Source organism: Vibrio sp. 10N.261.52.A1, from assembly GCF_002876325.1.
In the GTDB taxonomy this organism is placed as follows: domain Bacteria; phylum Pseudomonadota; class Gammaproteobacteria; order Enterobacterales; family Vibrionaceae; genus Vibrio; species Vibrio chagasii.
On the sequence record NZ_MCYD01000771.1, the window covers coordinates 1 to 17,526 of the forward strand.

At 46.3% G+C, this 17,526-nt stretch carries 16 protein-coding genes; 6 read left to right on the forward strand and 10 right to left on the reverse strand.

The genetic code is table 11. The annotated features are described in order from the left end of the window. Positions 1 to 115: 115 nt before the first annotated feature. The 4 genes from slyD to kefG all read right to left on the reverse strand — a co-directional run bounded on the left by slyD (position 116) and on the right by kefG (position 3,517). On the reverse strand, positions 116 to 706 hold the full coding sequence (gene slyD / locus BCT81_RS16000; RefSeq protein ID WP_076656805.1) for a peptidylprolyl isomerase: 591 nt from the start codon (positions 704 to 706) through the stop codon (positions 116 to 118). Between the two features lie 94 nt (positions 707 to 800). Then, positions 801 to 1,001 carry a YheV family putative zinc ribbon protein gene (locus BCT81_RS16005; RefSeq protein WP_004737184.1) on the reverse strand — a complete coding sequence of 67 codons (201 nt, stop codon included), beginning with the start codon at positions 999 to 1,001 and terminating at the stop codon, positions 801 to 803. Between the two features lie 148 nt (positions 1,002 to 1,149). Then, positions 1,150 to 2,946 carry a glutathione-regulated potassium-efflux system protein KefB gene (gene kefB, locus BCT81_RS16010; protein ID WP_102425078.1) on the reverse strand — a complete coding sequence of 599 codons (1,797 nt, stop codon included), beginning with the start codon at positions 2,944 to 2,946 and terminating at the stop codon, positions 1,150 to 1,152. Next, complete coding sequence (gene kefG / locus BCT81_RS16015) at positions 2,933 to 3,517, reverse strand: glutathione-regulated potassium-efflux system ancillary protein KefG (RefSeq protein ID WP_102425079.1); 585 nt, start codon at positions 3,515 to 3,517, stop codon at positions 2,933 to 2,935. Before kefG ends, kefB begins: the two co-directional genes overlap by 14 nt. 171 nt (positions 3,518 to 3,688) lie before the next feature. On the opposite strand from kefG, the gene BCT81_RS16020 reads away from it, so the two are divergent. The 6 genes from BCT81_RS16020 to crp all read left to right on the forward strand — a co-directional run bounded on the left by BCT81_RS16020 (position 3,689) and on the right by crp (position 9,490). Continuing rightward, a complete protein-coding gene (locus BCT81_RS16020) occupies positions 3,689 to 5,611 on the forward strand; it encodes an ABC transporter ATP-binding protein (RefSeq protein ID WP_102425080.1) in 1,923 nt (640 codons plus the stop codon). Beyond that, entirely contained in the window at positions 5,608 to 6,078 is a 471-nt protein-coding gene (locus BCT81_RS16025; protein ID WP_086715751.1) for a TIGR02444 family protein, read from the forward strand. Before BCT81_RS16020 ends, BCT81_RS16025 begins: the two co-directional genes overlap by 4 nt. Positions 6,079 to 6,347: 269 nt before the next feature. Continuing rightward, a complete protein-coding gene (locus tag BCT81_RS16030) occupies positions 6,348 to 7,328 on the forward strand; it encodes a hydrolase (RefSeq protein ID WP_102425081.1) in 981 nt (326 codons plus the stop codon). 129 nt (positions 7,329 to 7,457) lie between these two features. Further along, a complete protein-coding gene (locus BCT81_RS16035) occupies positions 7,458 to 7,670 on the forward strand; it encodes a YheU family protein (protein ID WP_004737179.1) in 213 nt (70 codons plus the stop codon). Positions 7,671 to 7,747: 77 nt separating this feature from the next. Continuing rightward, a complete protein-coding gene (locus BCT81_RS16040) occupies positions 7,748 to 8,617 on the forward strand; it encodes a phosphoribulokinase (protein WP_004737178.1) in 870 nt (289 codons plus the stop codon). 240 nt (positions 8,618 to 8,857) lie between these two features. Beyond that, entirely contained in the window at positions 8,858 to 9,490 is a 633-nt protein-coding gene (gene crp / locus BCT81_RS16045) for a cAMP-activated global transcriptional regulator CRP (protein ID WP_004410522.1), read from the forward strand. A gap of 175 nt (positions 9,491 to 9,665) precedes the next feature. Here crp and BCT81_RS16050 read toward each other — a convergent pair whose 3' ends face one another. The 6 genes from BCT81_RS16050 to BCT81_RS16075 form a co-directional block, all read right to left on the reverse strand. Continuing rightward, positions 9,666 to 10,457: a DUF1338 domain-containing protein gene (locus BCT81_RS16050; protein ID WP_102425082.1), complete on the reverse strand. Its 792-nt coding sequence runs from the start codon at positions 10,455 to 10,457 to the stop codon at positions 9,666 to 9,668. A gap of 215 nt (positions 10,458 to 10,672) precedes the next feature. Next, positions 10,673 to 12,130, reverse strand: a complete 1,458-nt coding sequence (gene astD / locus BCT81_RS16055) for a succinylglutamate-semialdehyde dehydrogenase (protein ID WP_102425083.1) — start codon at positions 12,128 to 12,130, stop codon at positions 10,673 to 10,675. 39 nt (positions 12,131 to 12,169) lie between these two features. Beyond that, positions 12,170 to 13,189, reverse strand: coding sequence for an arginine N-succinyltransferase (astA, locus tag BCT81_RS16060; RefSeq protein ID WP_061033630.1), 1,020 nt, complete (start codon positions 13,187 to 13,189; stop codon positions 12,170 to 12,172). 107 nt (positions 13,190 to 13,296) lie between these two features. Beyond that, on the reverse strand, positions 13,297 to 14,508 hold the full coding sequence (locus BCT81_RS16065) for an aspartate aminotransferase family protein (RefSeq protein ID WP_102425084.1): 1,212 nt from the start codon (positions 14,506 to 14,508) through the stop codon (positions 13,297 to 13,299). Between the two features lie 464 nt (positions 14,509 to 14,972). Next, entirely contained in the window at positions 14,973 to 15,551 is a 579-nt protein-coding gene (locus tag BCT81_RS16070) for an aminodeoxychorismate/anthranilate synthase component II (protein ID WP_102425085.1), read from the reverse strand. A gap of 209 nt (positions 15,552 to 15,760) precedes the next feature. Beyond that, positions 15,761 to 17,526 (reverse strand): ExeM/NucH family extracellular endonuclease (locus tag BCT81_RS16075; RefSeq protein ID WP_102425086.1); only part of this gene is annotated, 1,766 nt, incomplete at its 5' end.

A 17,526-nucleotide genomic window follows, 5' to 3' on the forward strand; every position in this document is an offset into this window, starting at 1 on the left:
CAACAACAAATCTTTCACTAGCGGTCATGTTCACGCCAGAAAGCACACCCCCAATACGAAAAAAGCCTCCACAAGGGAGGCTTTCATATTCTAAAACTAAACCGTCAACTCGGTATTAGTGAGAACCACAGCTACCGCCGCCGCAGCAGCCGTCTTTTTTCTCTTCACCGTGGTCGTGGCCTTCGCCACCGCAGCAACCGCCTTCGTGATCATGGTCGTGACCGTGACCGCCACAGCCGCCTTCTTGGTGTACGTGACCGTGTTGAACTTCTTCTTCAGTCGCTTCACGAACCGCTACTACTTCAACGTCAAACGTTAGAGTTTGGCCAGCTAGCATGTGGTTGCCATCAACAACAACTTCGTCGCCGTCTACTTCAGTTACTTCTACAGGGATTGGACCTTGGTCTGTATCCGCTAGGAAGCGCATACCAACTTCGATTTGCTCAACACCTTGGAAAACGTCAGCAGGAACACGTTGCACTAGTGCGTCGTTGTGCTCACCGTAAGCGTCTTCTGGAGTAACCGTTGCAGAGAACTTGTCGCCAGCTACTTTGCCTTCAAGCTCTTTTTCAAGACCTGTAATTAGGTTGTTATGACCGTGAAGGTAATCTAGTGGAGCTTCTGCAGTTGATTGGTCAACTACTACGCCATCTTCAAGTTTCACTTGATATGCAACACTAACTACTACGTTCTTTTCAATTTTCATGAGAGCTCCAAGGAGGTTTGGACTAAGCTCCAACAGTTGAGCTTAGGAAAAATTCTGTACCCGGATATTATGGGGATCAATTATCGAAACTCAATCACTCAGGCTTAAAAATACCGATCATTTCTTGATTCGCGTGTTCAGATTTCTCTACAGTTTTCGGTTTGCGTTGCTCTGAGAAGTCGCAATCGACACATTCCACTAACTCAATATTGTTCTCAATCCACCAGCGAAGCGTGTCTTGAGTATTGCAGCTTGGGCAGCTTGCCCCTGCGATAAAGCGTTTTTTCTGTTTCACGTTAATATCCTTTACTACTCTGGATTCGCGGTTCTCTATGCTTGATGTGAAAGCGAATAGGACCACGTTTATTATTAGGTATCTCTGGGCAATGGCTTTTGGCTCAAAGCATTCATTACAAGCTCGAACCATTCACTCTAAGCTGAAGCTATTGCCAATAGTTTCGAGATTGGTGGTCATTCTCCATCTCATGTCCAAAGATCTCTTCAAGCTCTTTACGAGCCTCTTTCGCTCTTTGGGCTAACTCTGCGTCTTCATTATGCTGAGGCAGTAACTCTTTCAGCATACCATTATCCAACTTCCTAAAATGTGCTTCTGCTCGCTTCGCTTTGTATGGATGCATGCCAAGTTCAGTCAGAGTTTGACGGCCTAGGTCCAGTGCCCCTAAGAAGGTTTCACGCGAGTAGTTGTTTACCCCGTGATTAAGCAATTGGTAGGCTTCAACACGGCTTCGTGCACGCGCCAAGATTTTAAGACGTGGAAAATGCTGCTTACACAAATCGACGGTTTTCATGATTTCATCAGGAGAGTCAGTACACAGCACAATAGCTTCGGCCTTATCAGCCCCCGCTGCGCGCAACAACTCTAAGTGAGTGGAATCACCGTAAAATACCTTGTAGCCAAACTTTCTCAGGATGTGGATTTGGCTAGCGTCACTTTCCAAGATCGTAATGCGGATCTTATTAGCGTACATCAGACGACCGATGATCTGACCAAAACGACCAAAGCCAGCAATGATCACTCGAGGGCTACGATCAACCACATCCGAAGACATCGCATTCTCACTGATTTGATTCAACTGGCGAGCAAAGAACTTATCTTGCAGCTTAAGCATTAATGGCGTGGTCACCATTGATAGACTCACCACAACTAGCAAAAATGACACTTGCTCACCACTCAAGATGCCTTGTGCACTTGCCGCGGTGAAGATAACGAAAGCGAATTCACCGCCTTGGCTAAGAATCATCGCCATGCGGCTGCGCGCTTTGGCTTGAGTTCCGAACATTCGAGCAAGGGCGTACAAAACCAGCCCCTTTAGTACGACTAACGCAAGAACAGCGATCAGTATTGCAAACGGGCTTTCGGCTAATAAACCCAAGTTAACGGCCATACCGACCGAGATAAAGAACAGACCAAGTAACAGTCCTTTAAATGGGTCAATCGCGATTTCCAACTCATGTCGGTATTCACTTTCCGCTAGAAGTACGCCCGCTAAGAAAGTACCCAATGCCATCGACAAACCAATCTGTTGCATGATCACAGCAATACCAATCACCAATAGCAGAGCAGCAACAGTGAACAACTCACGCACACCACTCATTACTACATAGCGGAAAAGAGGCCTCAACAAGAAGTGGCCACCGACTAGTAAACCAACCACACCACCTAACATCCACAACATGTCTGCCCAGCTGCCGCCGGTGTTACCTGCAAGTAAAGGCAACATAGCCAACATAGGGATCACGGCAATATCTTGGAAAAGTAGTACTGCAAAACCTGATTGGCCTGCTTCTTTACCACCAAGCTCTCGCTCTTCAATAACCCTTAAAGCGATAGCAGTCGAGGACAAGGCCAAACCCATACCTATTACTAGGCTCGTTTGCCACGTTAAACCGAACATGCAGGCGATGGCAGTAATAATCAGAGTGGTGATCAGCACCTGCGCGCCACCGAGCCCGAGAATAGGCGCTCGCATCTGCCACAATTTTTTAGGGTTAAGCTCTAAACCAATCAGGAAGAGCAGCAGCACCACCCCGAATTCGGAAAAGTGTAGAATCGCTTCTACGTCACTAATTAAACCAAGCCCCCATGGGCCAATTGCCACACCCGCCAGCAAGTAGCCCAAAACTGAGCCTAAACCTGCGCGTTGTGCGATAGGAACAGCAACCACCGCGGCAGCTAAAAATATAACGCTACTTTGCAAAAATTCATTAGTCAGAGCCATCGTTCGCTCCTATATCTTGTAGCGGGTCTCGCAACCAGTTTCGATACGCTTCTGCATGTTGATACCGTGTCATATCTGTGACATTTCGTGCCCAGTGTAAAACCAATGGTGGAATCCAGTTCATCTGACACAAAGCAGCTGTGAGTTCGAAAGGTTGTAAAATCTCTTGTAATGGATATTTATTATAGCCTGCTGCTCCAAACGCCTCTTCTTTACCACCCGTAGTGATAACACTGCGCCAATGTTTACCTTTCAGTGCACTTTGCTCACCAAACGCAAAGCCTTTACCCAAGACTCGGTCAAACCACTCTTTTAGCAATGAAGGACAGGAATACATAAACAGAGGGTGTTGGAACACAATCACATCATATTCAAGGAGCAGAGAATGCTCATAAGGCACATCGATAAAGAAATCAGGATAGATGGCATAGAGATCGTGAATTTTGACATGTCCGAGCGACTCTATTTTCTTAACCATCATCTGATTGGCAATAGAGGTTTGTGGCTCTGGGTGCGCGTAGATAACCAATACTTTGGGTACTACTTTGTCTGTCGAGGGAGTATTACTCATTCCTTTGAAGCTTTCCTTTTAAGGCTAAACGGTGGCAAGGCCACAAGAATTTAAGCAAAAGTTATTAATATGTTATTGGCATCATAACGCAAATTGCATTGTGATCGACTTTTATCTGGTTTCAGCCTACTATGCAGGCGTCTGTTCACCTCTAATTTCTATGCTATTTCTATGATTACTTTCTCTGATATTCAATTGCTACGCGGCGGTAAGCCCCTCCTCGACCAAGCATCTGCGACTCTTCACCCTGGCGACAAGATTGGCTTGGTGGGTAAAAACGGCTGTGGTAAATCGACGCTGTTCGCTTTAATTAAAGACGAGCTATCGATTGATGCTGGTTCATTCAGCAAACCTACTCATTGGGAAATGGCGTGGGTTGCTCAAGAAACCCCAGCATTAGAAAGAACAGCAATTGAATACGTGATTGATGGCGACCGTGAATATCGCGGCCTTGAAGATCAGCTGCAAAAAGCGGAAGTAGCCGACAACGGCACACTCGTCGCAGAGATTCACGGCAAGATAGAAACCATTGGTGGTTACAGCATTAAGGCTCGCGCAGCCGAATTGCTAGACGGCCTAGGCTTTAGCCAAGAACAAATGACGTGGAACCTGACCCAATTCTCAGGTGGATGGCGTATGCGTTTGAACCTAGCGCAAGCCCTGCTGTGCCGCAGTGACTTACTGCTGCTCGATGAGCCAACCAACCACTTGGACTTAGATGCGGTAATGTGGCTAGAGCGCTGGCTACAAAGCTACCCTGGCACACTGATTCTTATCTCGCACGATAGAGACTTCTTAGACCCTATCGTCAACCGCATCGTGCACGTAGAAAACCAAAAGTTAAATGAGTACACAGGTAACTACTCATCGTTTGAGAATCAACGAGCGCAGAAACTGATTCTGCAACAGGCGATGTACCAGAAGCAGCAAAAGCAGATGGCTCACATGCAGAGCTACATCGACCGTTTCCGTTATAAAGCTTCAAAGGCTCGCCAAGCGCAAAGCCGTATTAAAGCGCTAGAGAAAATGGAACAAGTACTGCCAGCTCAGTTTGATAACCCATTCAGCTTTGAGTTCAGAGAACCAGACGCACTACCAAACCCAATCATGATGATGGATGAGGTCTCTGCAGGCTACGATGACAAATTAATCCTAGAGAAGATTCGCCTTAACCTTGTTCCGGGTAGCCGTATCGGTCTACTGGGTCGCAATGGCGCAGGTAAATCGACACTTATTAAGCTGCTTTCTGGCGAACTGAAACAGCAAGGTGGCGAGCTGAGCTACTCACAAGGCGTTAAGATTGGTTACTTCGCACAGCATCAACTAGAAACGCTGCACCCAGAAGAGACACCACTGCAACACATGATGCAGATTGCGCCTAAACACACCGAACAGCAGCTGCGTGATTATCTAGGTAGCTTTGGCTTCCAAGGCGAGAAAGCACTGGATAAAGTGGCTCCTTTCTCAGGTGGTGAGAAAGCACGTTTAGTATTGGCGCTGCTGGTATGGCAAAAACCGAACCTGTTGCTACTCGATGAACCAACTAACCACTTGGATCTCGACATGCGTCAGGCGCTGACATTTGCTCTACAGACGTTTGAAGGCGCGATGGTTATCGTATCGCACGACCGTTACCTACTTCGTGCAACCACCGATGACCTGTACCTTGTGCACGACCGCCAAGTTGCGCCGTTTGACGGTGACCTGAACGATTACTACAAGTGGCTAACCGAACAGCAAAAAGTGGAACGTAAAGAAGCACAAGCGCAGGCTCCAGCGAAAGATGGTGCCAACAGTGCTGCTGCGAAAAAAGAGCAAAAGCGTAAAGAAGCTGAGTTCCGTAAGTTAACCGCACCAATCCGTAAAAAGCTGACTCAATTTGAAAAGCAGATGGATAAACTGACGCTTGCTCTTGAAGAAGCCGAGCAACAATTATCCGACACTTCACTGTATGAAGCTGAAAATAAGGCTAAACTGAATGAAGTACTCGCCCTACAAGCGAGCAGTAAGTCACAACTTGAAGAAGTTGAAATGGATTGGATGTCCACTCAAGAAGAGCTTGAGCAGATGGAACAGGATATGGATAACTTATGAGCCCAAAGCACGCCCCAATATCACTAACACTGGAACGACTATGGCAATTTAGCCTTCAGTATTACAGTGTGCGCGGTGTTAAAGATGCGTGCTTAGCTTTGCAAAACCAGTTCCACGGCAACGTCAATCTACTGCTGCTCCTCAAATGGCTCGATGAGCAGCAAATGTCTTTTGCAGAAGAAGAGTGGCACAAAGTACAGCAGTGCTTAAGCCGCTCCGAAACCTTACTTCATAGTTATCGAGAGTTACGTAAGCACCTTAAAGAGCATGTGGTCGACTCTCTCTACCGTGAAGCCTTACAGTTTGAACTGCAACTTGAGAAGCAGCAGCAATCCGATCTTGTCGACTGTATTAACTCACTGCAACTGTTCACTAATCAACAAGCACCACTGGCTCTGCAATATTGTCGTCTACTCGGAGCAGAAAACCTCTATGACGCATTTTCTGAACCCGCCCCTCAGCCTTAACTCGTTTTCTTTCTCTTTTGAGTTGTTCCGGTACAAGCTTACTCTCGTATTGATATTTCGCTGCACCTAGCAAAACGAGTGCTCATAGCAAGCAGAGGCTAGCTCGTACAAGTTTGATAATATTCAATCAGTTACTCACAACATGTTTTACATTGAGTCTCAGTGAAAGGCTTGCGCTTGCACCGAGAATCAACCAAGCTCAAATAAAAACGTGGGCGCATCGCAATACTTAATACTTTTCAAAGCCCATAAAAAGCACGGACTGTTTTATGACCATATTTACCGCAGCGGCTGGTTTATCTAACCCACACTTACAAACTTTAGTGCCAAGGTTTATCAGAAAGCAGGCGTTGTTCCATCCTACATGGCAAACCTTAGAAACGCCTGATGGTGATTTCCTAGACCTTGCTTGGAGTGAATCACCAGATAACGATGAACTGACGAGCAACAAACCTATCTTTATTCTGTTTCACGGATTAGAGGGCAGTTTTGAGAGCCCTTATGCCAACGGGCTGATGAATGCGTTTGCCAAGGATGGTTGGTTGTCGGTGATGATGCATTTTAGAGGCTGTAGCGGTAAACCGAACCGCTTGGCACGTGCCTACCATTCTGGCGAAGTCGAAGATGCTCGCTTTTTCCTAAGACACCTGCACGCACAGTTTCCCAACAACCCTAAGGTGGCGGTCGGCATCTCTTTAGGCGGAAACATGCTAGCAAATTATCTGGCTGAGTATGCAGACGATCCCCTGCTATCAGCAGCAACCATAGTGTCAGCCCCTTTTGATCTAGCTTGTTGCGCGAGTCGCATTGAGAAAGGCTTCTCTAAGCTCTACAAGAAGTACCTGCTCAGCTCTCTCAAATCAAACGCCCTAAAAAAGATTAACCTGCTGCAAGAGAAGCTCGACATCACCGCTGAGACAATCAAGAGGATTGATAAGTTGTATGAGTTTGATGAACGAATCACCGCGCCTCTGCATGGATTCAAGAACGCTCAAGACTATTACGCACAGTGCTCGGCTCTTCCTAAGCTCAATAAGATAAAGCTACCAACTCAGATCATCCACGCTAAAGACGATCCTTTTATGACCGATGATGTGATTCCTAAGTTCGTTCTGCCGGATAACATCGATTATCGCTTGTTCCAGAAAGGGGGTCATGTTGGGTTCATTACTGGTAGTACACTAAAACCAAGGTTTTGGTTAGAAGAAGCGCTACCAGCCTATTATGAAAGTATCCAAGGTTCAGCATAACGACGAAGCCTTGCTAAATATAAACGCGAAACCTTGGTAAGATAGCGCAGTCCCTAATTGGGGTTGCACTATAAACATCACTAGACACACTCATCAACATATCAATGAACATAAAAGAGAGAAGTATTTATGATCATCCCATGGAAAGACATCGAGCCTGATACGCTGGAAAACCTCATCAAGGAATTCGTACTGCGTGAGGGTACAGACTACGGCGACGTGGAGATCTCTCTACAAAACAAGATTGACCAAGTGAAACATCAATTAGCTTCTGGTGAGGCCAATATCGTGTTTTCCGAACTGCACGAAACCGTTGATATCCAGCTCACAAAACGCTTCTAAGCTGCGCTTAACACAGAGCCGTGTTATAGTGGAAAACGATTGCTAACAAGTAAGTTACTCATAAGACAAGGGTTGTCATGTCCGCTAAACATCCAATTATTGCGGTGACGGGTTCTTCAGGAGCCGGCACCACCACTACTTCAGAAGCCTTCCGAAAAATGTTCAATATGATGGACGTGAAGGCTGCTTGGGTTGAAGGGGATAGTTTTCACCGCTTCACTCGACCAGAAATGGACGTCGAGATCCGCAAGGCACGTGAGCAAGGTAAGCACATCAGCTACTTCGGCCCACAAGCCAACGACTTCGCAGCATTAGAAGAGTTTTTCCGTAAGTACGGTAATGAAGGTACTGGTAAAGTACGTAGTTACCTACATACGTTCGATGAAGCTGTGCCTTATAATCAAATGCCTGGCACCTTCACGCCATGGCAAGATATCCCTGAAAATTCAGACGTGATGTTTTACGAAGGTCTACACGGCGGTGTGGTTGATGGCGACATTAATGTCTCTCAACACGTCGACCTGCTGATTGGCATGGTTCCTATCGTAAACCTAGAGTGGATTCAAAAGTTCGTTCGTGACACACGCGATCGTGGCCACTCACGCGAAGCAGTAATGGACTCCATTGTTCGTTCAATGGATGATTACCTTAACTATATTACCCCGCAATTTTCGCGTACTCATATCAACTTTCAGCGTGTCCCAACCGTAGATACATCAAACCCACTTAACGCCAAAGGGATTCCAAGTTTAGATGAAAGCTTCGTTGTTATACGTTTGCGCGGCATCAAAAACGTCGATTTCCCGTATCTTTTGGCCATGATTGATGGCTCATTCATGTCTCGTCATAACACACTAGTGGTGCCAGGTGGTAAGATGAGCTTTGCTATGGAGCTCATTGTGAGGCCAATCCTACAACAACTCATCGAAACCGGGAAAATAGGTTAACAAAACGACATTCTGGCTGATTACTTTTCATACCGTGATCATGTGCACAATTTTGCGTAAAAAATCGTAGCTTGGTCACGATTAAAATCAAGAAATAGTACCTGAAAAAGGATACTATTCTTAAACGAAACACAAGATAGCTTGCAGCGCTCATCGAGTGCTCTTATCCTAAGAAGTCAATTCAGGCTTAGCTAAAATACGGAAAGCGGCAAGCATACCCTGCAGAGGAAGTGAGATATTATGGTTCTAGGTAAACCTCAAACCGATCCAACATTAGAGTGGTTCCTTTCACACTGTCATATTCATAAGTACCCTTCAAAAAGTACTTTGATCCATGCTGGTGAAAAGGCAGAGACCTTGTACTACATCGTTAAAGGTTCTGTGGCAGTTCTTATTAAAGACGAAGAAGGTAAGGAAATGATTCTTTCTTACCTAAACCAAGGCGACTTCATCGGTGAGCTAGGCTTGTTCGAAGAAGACCAAGAGCGTACAGCTTGGGTTCGTGCTAAATCTCCTTGTGAAGTAGCTGAAATTTCTTTCAAGAAGTTCCGTCAACTTATCCAAGTGAACCCAGACATCCTAATGCGTCTTTCAGCGCAAATGGCAAGCCGCCTACAAGTAACTAGCCAAAAGGTTGGTGACTTAGCGTTCCTTGACGTAACAGGTCGTATCGCTCAAACGCTACTAAACCTAGCGAAACAGCCAGATGCAATGACTCACCCTGACGGCATGCAGATCAAGATCACTCGTCAAGAGATTGGCCAAATCGTTGGTTGTTCTCGTGAGACAGTAGGTCGTATCTTGAAGATGCTAGAAGAGCAGAACCTAATTTCTGCACACGGTAAGACTATCGTGGTATACGGCACTCGTTAATTTCGATTAACTGAGTCAAAAATATGAAAGCCACCAAATGCGAATTTGGTGGCTTTTTCTTTATTGAGAGAAGATACGAGATACGAATGGAACACATGAGGCTCTCGCCTTGTAAACATTCTCGAAGCGAAGCGTACCCGAGTTTCTAGGGCAAAAACCGTAATCGTATCTTTCTTTAACCGTTGGTGCTTTCGAAGATCTTGTCCGCCGATGCAGCAACAAAACCGGTATAAAGCTCACCATTGGCCATTGGATAGCGCTTAGCGAACTCATAGAAGCCACCAGGAATCATCTCATTGCCTTCAACAAATGCCACTGGCACTTTGTCTGCCATTGTTGATGATTGCTCTAATAACACCTCTGGAGAGCCTTTTACCTCACCACCAGATGCGTTAATCGTAAAGCTAGCATCACTCAGGTAGTCATTCACTGCTTGTACTTCATCGAACTTGTTCAGTTGATTGACACTAACCGTGAAGTGGTTAGCACCGTAACCGTGAGCGGCTAACCAAGAGGCGTATTCGCTCTCCTTCGCTAACAGTTGGAAATCAGCGAAGCTCAAATCCCAAAGGCGGCCACCAAATAGGAATTCGTGTCCCTCTAACTTACTTGCATCAACCTGCTCAACCAATTTGGCAACGATCTGCTGTAATTCACCAGAACACTCTTCTACCTTCAACTCACTAATGAACACTTTCGGTTGTTTTGGGTCTGGGTGTTCGTAGTGTTTAGCCACTAGCTTCTTGCTTTCAAACAAGTAATCGCCACATGCTTTGTAACCTAGCTCAAGGAAAGGTTTGGCTAATGTTTCAATACCTAGAGGGGCAACATTAAAAGTACGCAATGCAATGTGATCATTGATCAGCGCTTCATCTTCTTTTAGCAAGTGATGTACTTTCTCTGCCGACGGGCAAAGTCTGTGAATGTAATCGTCCCATAGTGATTTAAAGAGTAGATCGGGCGTCATGGTGACTCCTTGTCAGAGGTTCTAGCAAGCTAGTGATTTGGATTAGAAAGGGAGAGACTGAGACACAAAGTCAGCAGCCATCAGCCTGTGACATACTTGTTCTATTATTATCTACCGCCCAATCTTGACGCTGAGCGTGGTTAAAATAAGGAAGCGATACGCTGCTTCCTTAATTCATAACTAATGAATGAGCTTTCGCTCAATATCAATCTAAACTACAGCTCGATACCTGGGCTAAACGTAGCTGGCAGTTGAGTTTCACCACCTTCCATTGAAGCCATTGGGTAAGCACAGTAATCTGCCGCATAGTAAGCACTTGGGCGTAAGTTGCCAGAAGCACCCGGACCACCAAATGGTGCATCACCACTTGCGCCTGTGAGTTGGCGGTTGCGGTTAACAATACCCGCACGGATATGGTCAACGAAGTATTCCCACTCAGAATCGTCTGTCGATACTAAACCTGCTGACAAACCAAAGCGTGTGTCGTTAGCTAATTCAACCGCTTGCTCTAGCGACTGATAACGAACCACTTGTAGCAATGGGCCGAAGTACTCTTCATCTGGCAGGTCAGCAATGTTGGTTGCATCGATAATGCCCGGAGAGACAAACGCCGCTTCGCCTGCTTTTGCCTCTACTAGGCTGACACCCCCCAGAGACTGCAGGTTAGCTTGTGCGTCTAGAATAAACTTAGCGGCAGCTTCAGAGATTTGAGGCCCCATGAAAGGTGCAGGTTCAGCAAATGGCTGATCAACACGAATCTTTTGCGTCGCTGCGACCAGTTTGTCGAGTAGCAGATCGCCCTTCTCGCCAACAGGAACATACAGGCGACGAGCACATGTACAACGTTGACCAGCACTGATGAACGCTGATTGGATAATGGTGTATACCGTTGCGTCTGCGTCACCGTATTGGTCACTGATCACCATAGGGTTATTACCACCCATCTCTAGTGCCAGCATCTTGCCCGGTTGACCCGCGAATTGACGGTGCAGGATATGACCCGTATTAGCACTACCTGTAAATAGTACGCCATCAAGACCTTTAGCATCAGCCAGTGCGATGCCGGTCTCTTTAGCACCTTGCACTAGGTTGATTACGCCAGCAGGAAGACCCGCTTCTTGCCATAGCTTCATTGCGAACTCACCTGTCCAAGGCGTCTGCTCTGAAGGTTTGAATACCACTGTATTTCCCGATAGCAATGCAGGAACAATATGACCATTTGGTAGGTGACCTGGGAAGTTGTAAGGGCCAAATACCGCCATCACGCCCAATGGACGGTGACGAAGTACAATTTGGTTACCAGCCGCTTCACGTGATGCTTCACCGGTACGCTCGTGATAAGCACGAATAGAGATAGCGATCTTGCCCGCCATTGCGCCCGCTTCAGTGCGAGTTTCCCAAATAGGTTTACCCGTCTCTTTTGCGATAATTTGCGCGATCTCTTCGCTGTTCTCTTTTACTTTTTCTGCGAACTTCAACACGATCGCTTCACGCTCAGCAAAGCTCAGTTTTTTCCAAACTAGGAACGCTTCGCGAGCCGCTGCCACTGCAGATTCAACCTGTGCCGGTGTTGCGCTATCACCCTGCCACACTACTTCATTGTTGTATGGGCTTACTGATGTCATGGCATCACCTTGACCCGCTACCCATTGTCCTGCTATCCACTGAGTCATACTTCTATCCTTAAAATCTTCGACAGATAATCGCCGCTCTTATTGAGCCAACATGCGAACGAATTCGCCTTCTTTTACTTCAAGAGCGCTTGCTACTTCAGATGATAAAATCACTGTATCGCTTGCTTGGTCATACGCACCTTTCGCGGCCACTGCGCGGAAGTTCTCAAATGAGGTATTACCAATTAGGAAGTCTTTAGAGCTAGAGTGCTCTGCAATTTGAACCTGTGCTCGAATAGAGTGACGTACAGATTCGATGTTTCTTAAATCACACTCGACCGTTGGTCCCGCATCAAAGATGTCGACATAACCACGATTCGTGAAACCTTCACGTTCCAACAGTTTCAATGCTGGGCGGGTGTTATCGTGCACTTGACCAATCACCGCCTGAGCTTCTTCACTCAATAGGTTTACATAGATTGGCAGTTTCGGCATAAGGTCTGCGATGAAGCCTTTCTTACCAATCCCCGTTAGGTAATCGGCTAGTGTGAAATCAATCGAGAAGAAGTGCTCTTGCAACCACTTCCAGAATGGCGAGTTACCTTCTGCATCTGATACACCACGCATCTCAGCAAAGATCGTTTTTGAGAAACGCTCTGGGTGCTCAGCCATCAGTAGGAAACGACACTTAGACATCAGTCGACCGTTTAAGCCTTTGCGGTAATCAGGACGTAAGAACAGCGTACAAATTTCGCTGCAGCCTGTGTAGTTATTACCAAACGTCAACAGCTTAACCACGTTATTCACTTTAAGGCGCTGTGAAGAGTGAACCACTTTACTGATGTGGTACGAGTAAAAAGGCACATCCCAGCCAATGGAAGCTTCGATACCCGTTGTACCAGCAACTTCGCCAGTTTCAGCGTCGAAACCCACCATTAGATAGCCTTCATCACCGGGTTCGGTCACGTCTGCTTTCGCAAAGCTGTATTCAGAATGGGTAATTCGGTTAGTTAACAATTCTTCGTTAACCGGAAGAGATGTGAATCCATGACCTGATTCAACTGCACAGGTGTGCAGCGCATCGTAATCAGACAGTTTTATTGGGCGAACAACTAGCATCAATATTCCCTCCAGATGCAAAATAGGCCCAAAACCAGAAGCTTGGGCCTTTAGCAGTACGTCATGGGATCGCTCTAATGGCGATCATTCCTATGACGCCGCTCAGGCTAAACTAGCGTAGCGATTGCTTTGTCTAGTTTTGATAAGCCTTCTTCAATTTCTTGTTTAGTGATAACCAGTGATGGAGTAAAACGAACCACGTTTGCACCCGCAACCAGTACCATTAGGCCTTGCTCGCCTGCTGCTACTAATACGTCACGCGCTCGTCCTTGCCATTCGTCATTCAGTGCAGCACCTAACAATAGGCCTTTACCACGAATCTCACTGAAAATTTGGTATTTGTCGTTAATCTTAGTTAGACCATCACGGAATAGCGCTTCGCGCTCTTTCACGCCGGCCAAAGTTTCAGGTTGGCTAACTACGTCAACCACAGCTTCAGCTACTGCACACGCCAGTGGGTTACCACCGTAAGTAGAACCGTGCGTACCAACCTTAAGGTGTGTTGCCAGTTCAGATGTCGTTAGCATTGCGCCGATAGGGAAACCGCCACCTAGTGACTTCGCCGTGCTTAGGATGTCTGGTGTTACACCTAGACCTTGGTAAGCATAGAAATCACCAGTACGGCCGTTACCTGTTTGTACTTCATCAAAAATCAGCAGTGCATTGTGTTTGTCACACAGTTCACGAACCGTATTAACGAACTCAGCCGTTGGAGAAATGATACCGCCTTCGCCTTGCAGAGGTTCCATCATGATGGCACAAGTGCGATCAGAGATATGCGCTTCTAGAGCCGCAATATCGTTGTAAGGCAGGTGAGTTACATCGCCAGGTTTTGGACCGAAGCCATCAGAGTAAGCCTCTTGACCACCAACGGTTACGGTAAAGAAAGTACGACCGTGGAAACCTTGTTTGAATGCAATGATTTCAGATTTCTCAGGACCGTGAACATCCGCTGCCCAACGACGAGCTAGCTTAAGTGCTGCCTCATTCGCTTCTGCGCCAGAGTTCGCAAAGAATACTTTTTCTGCAAAACATACGTCAGTTAGCTTCTTCGCTAGACGCAGTGCAGGTTCGTTAGTCATTACATTACTTAGGTGCCAAATCTTGTTTGCTTGCTCAGTAACGGCATTCACCATTGCTGGGTGACAGTGACCCAAACAGCTCACAGCAATACCACCGGCAAAGTCGATATACTCTCGCCCTTGTTGGTCCCATACACGTGCGCCCTCCCCTTTTACCGGGATCATTTCCATTGGGTTATAACAAGGCACCATCACCTCATTAAACAGACTACGTTCTACATTATTTTCCACTGTCATCGTACATTCCTTCTCGATACCGCAAGCTTCGCAAATAAGCGTAATGATTCATAAGTGAGACGAAAAAATTTTGTCTCGCTACAATCCCGCTGCAGCATTATATTTACATTTAATTAACGTTTTCAATAGTAGATTATTCTTTAGCCATCCCTCACAACCAGCTAAACCTCACTACCTATGACTATTTATGCATCAATCAACCTGTTTTATGAAGCTTTTTTTACGTATGCGCCTATCCTGCAAAGGCAAAGCCTTACTGGCACAGCGGTATATTGGGTTCAAAAGGAAATACGGCGAATAACTTTGCATAGGCTAAAAACTTAGCCTGGTGAGGAAGAAATGTTATAAAAAGTGATCGGCGTCAGAAGGATCGAGCTCGGTAAAACTCGAATTAAAACGTATAACGAAGGAGTTCGCAGGTTAAGCTCACCTATTTAGGAGAGTAAAACACCTGCTTTAAACACTTAACGTGCTAAAAAGTTAGCCAGAAGTTGGTGCCCTTGCTCTGTTTTAATCGATTCAGGGTGGAACTGAACCGCATCAATTGGCAAGGTTTTGTGTTGATAGCCCATGATCTCATCCATACTGCCATCTTCAAGCTCTGTCCAAGAAGTCAGTTCAAAGCAATCTGGTAGTGTGCCGTTTTTCACCACAAGGGAGTGGTAACGCGTGACGGTTAGTGGGTTATTCAGACCTTGGAAAACACTCTTCCCATTGTGGCGTATCGGTGAGGTTTTACCGTGCATCACTTGTCTTGCTCTCACCACTTCACCGCCAAACACCTGAGCAATGGCTTGATGGCCAAGACACACACCTAAGATTGGCAACTTGCCAACGAAGTGTTCTATGACTTGTAGAGAGATACCCGCATCATCCGGTGTACAAGGCCCTGGGGATATCACAAGGTGACTAGGATTCAGCGCTTCAATGCCCGCAATATCAATTTCATCATTGCGTACAACTTTTACAGTTACCCCTAACTCACAGAAATACTGATATAAGTTATAGGTAAAAGAGTCGTAGTTATCGATGATAAGTAACATGAGTGAAATCGTTTGCTAAATACTAAATGATTGGGAGATATAGGGGCGGTATTGTGCAATACCCATAGCGAAAGGCAAGTGGAAACTGCATTTCACCAATAATTAAGGCCAACCTAGGTTGACCTTAATTGTTTACAGATAACTGTCAATTACCCGCATTCGGTGACGTGTACTCACTTTCACCGTTAGCAGTAAAGCTGATTCACTCACTACTTACGACGGCGCCACATCGCTAAGCCAAACAGTGACATCAACGCGCCAAAGCTAAACGAACCACCGACTTTTAGCTCAAGAACCGCTGGATCATGATCCGATGAACGGAAGTGGTCTTGATACTTAGGCAGGTCGCCTTTGTACTCTTCGTTGTAGTCAAACAACGTCGATTCACCACCATTGATATGCCAATCGGTCGCATCCACCACCATGTCTTTTAAGCTCTCGCTCACCAATAAGTGGTCTAACGCACCCACTTCATCGTTGTATGAGTAGCTCCAGCTGTCTGGGTGCTTCTGCGCGACCGCATTAACATAGCCGTAGTTCTTAGTAATCACCGCACCGTTATCACCAAACTGCTCAACGCCATTAATGTAAGTGTTACGCGCCGCTTTGATCTGCTTGCCGTACTTCTCTTCAGAGTAATCTGTCAGCACCAGCATTGGATCTTCCATGCCATACGAGTTCATGTCACCCAGAATTACTTTGTGGCCTTTGATGCCATCAAGTGCTTCACCCAGTGCAACTGCCGCTGCAACACGGAAGTTCTCACATGAACCTTGCTTATCAGCATCTACGCCACCTTGACCGCCTTGCTCAATAGGTGCTGCATCTTCCCAACACTTAGAACCTTTCGATTTAAAGTGGTTAATCGCTACAGTCAGTTTCTCTTTGGTGCCCTTCACCTTAAAGGTTGGCGCCAATGAGTCACGTTGGTAGTTCTTACCATCTTCAATCACCTTACCTGAGTCGTCTAACACCTCTGGTGCTTGCTGGCTTGGCATCGCGATAACACGGCTGTCTTTAAGCTTAACCACCTTCTTACGGTAGATAACACCCGTAGTAATCACATCAGTGCCGATCGAGTCCATTTCGTCGGTCACACCATCTTCATTAGAGTCGACAGCGACGAAGGTGTAACGGTCTTTCTTATGCTCAATGCGGTCATTCAGTTGATTCACAAGCTGTTGAATTGCCGAACCCTCACCAAAGCCGTTGTTCTCAATTTCCATCAAGCCGATGATGTCAGCATCCAGGCGAAGAATCGCGTTTACAATCTTCTCTTGTTGCACTTCAAACTCAGTAATGGTGTTTGCACCACGGTTATTACCATGCTGGTTCGCATCACCGCCAAATGGAGAGTTGAAGTAGTTCAATACATTAAAGGTCGCAATACGTAAGTCGCCTTCATCCATATCTGGTTTGTCGGTACGCGGGTCGTTGCGAACGAAGTTTTCAGCGGTGATCTGGTTAGTCGTGATCAGGCGGTACTCACCGTAGCTGTAGGTCAACACACCTTCTAGACCAACAATAGTGTCATCAATACGGATATAGTCTTCCGTTGAGCCATCTTGGTCGATGTCGGTACGACCAAAATCTGGGTAGAAAGGAACTTGTCCATCACCCGCTTTTTGGTCAGTCTCTACGAAAAGACGACGGTCAGCATTGTCTTCCGTTTGCTGTTTCGCTTCATCAGAACCCGCTGCGAAAAGTTGGTTTGGTTGCATGTTGATACGCTCGTGTGCCAAAACCATATTGTTACGACGACCTGCGTAGTCATAACCGAAGGTACGCGTTACACGCATATCAAGAGCTTCGGTTGTTTTCACCAACATGCCTTCGTAACGCTCAAGTGTCGCCGCAAAGTTCTCATCTGTGTCTAATACTTCAATGGCTGTCGCTTCAGGCGCGTCCTGCTCGCCCTGCTTTAACCATTGATTGTTTTCAACTTTAAGCTGAGTGTGGCTGTAGTATTCTTGTA

Bases quoted from the DNA above. Each gene is read 5' to 3' on its own strand.
- kefG (WP_102425079.1), bottom strand. From the start codon at position 3,517: ATGAGTAATACTCCCTCGACAGACAAAGTAGTACCCAAAGTATTGGTT.
- BCT81_RS16025 (WP_086715751.1), top strand. From the start codon at position 5,608: ATGAGCCCAAAGCACGCCCCAATATCACTAACACTGGAACGACTATGG.
- BCT81_RS16070 (WP_102425085.1), bottom strand. From the start codon at position 15,551: ATGTTACTTATCATCGATAACTACGACTCTTTTACCTATAACTTATAT.
- BCT81_RS16065 (WP_102425084.1), bottom strand. From the start codon at position 14,508: ATGACAGTGGAAAATAATGTAGAACGTAGTCTGTTTAATGAGGTGATG.
- astA (WP_061033630.1), bottom strand. From the start codon at position 13,189: ATGCTAGTTGTTCGCCCAATAAAACTGTCTGATTACGATGCGCTGCAC.
- astD (WP_102425083.1), bottom strand. From the start codon at position 12,130: ATGACTCAGTGGATAGCAGGACAATGGGTAGCGGGTCAAGGTGATGCC.
- kefB (WP_102425078.1), bottom strand. From the start codon at position 2,946: ATGGCTCTGACTAATGAATTTTTGCAAAGTAGCGTTATATTTTTAGCT.
- BCT81_RS16050 (WP_102425082.1), bottom strand. From the start codon at position 10,457: ATGACGCCCGATCTACTCTTTAAATCACTATGGGACGATTACATTCAC.
- BCT81_RS16020 (WP_102425080.1), top strand. From the start codon at position 3,689: ATGATTACTTTCTCTGATATTCAATTGCTACGCGGCGGTAAGCCCCTC.
- BCT81_RS16035 (WP_004737179.1), top strand. From the start codon at position 7,458: ATGATCATCCCATGGAAAGACATCGAGCCTGATACGCTGGAAAACCTC.
- crp (WP_004410522.1), top strand. From the start codon at position 8,858: ATGGTTCTAGGTAAACCTCAAACCGATCCAACATTAGAGTGGTTCCTT.
- BCT81_RS16030 (WP_102425081.1), top strand. From the start codon at position 6,348: ATGACCATATTTACCGCAGCGGCTGGTTTATCTAACCCACACTTACAA.
- slyD (WP_076656805.1), bottom strand. From the start codon at position 706: ATGAAAATTGAAAAGAACGTAGTAGTTAGTGTTGCATATCAAGTGAAA.
- BCT81_RS16040 (WP_004737178.1), top strand. From the start codon at position 7,748: ATGTCCGCTAAACATCCAATTATTGCGGTGACGGGTTCTTCAGGAGCC.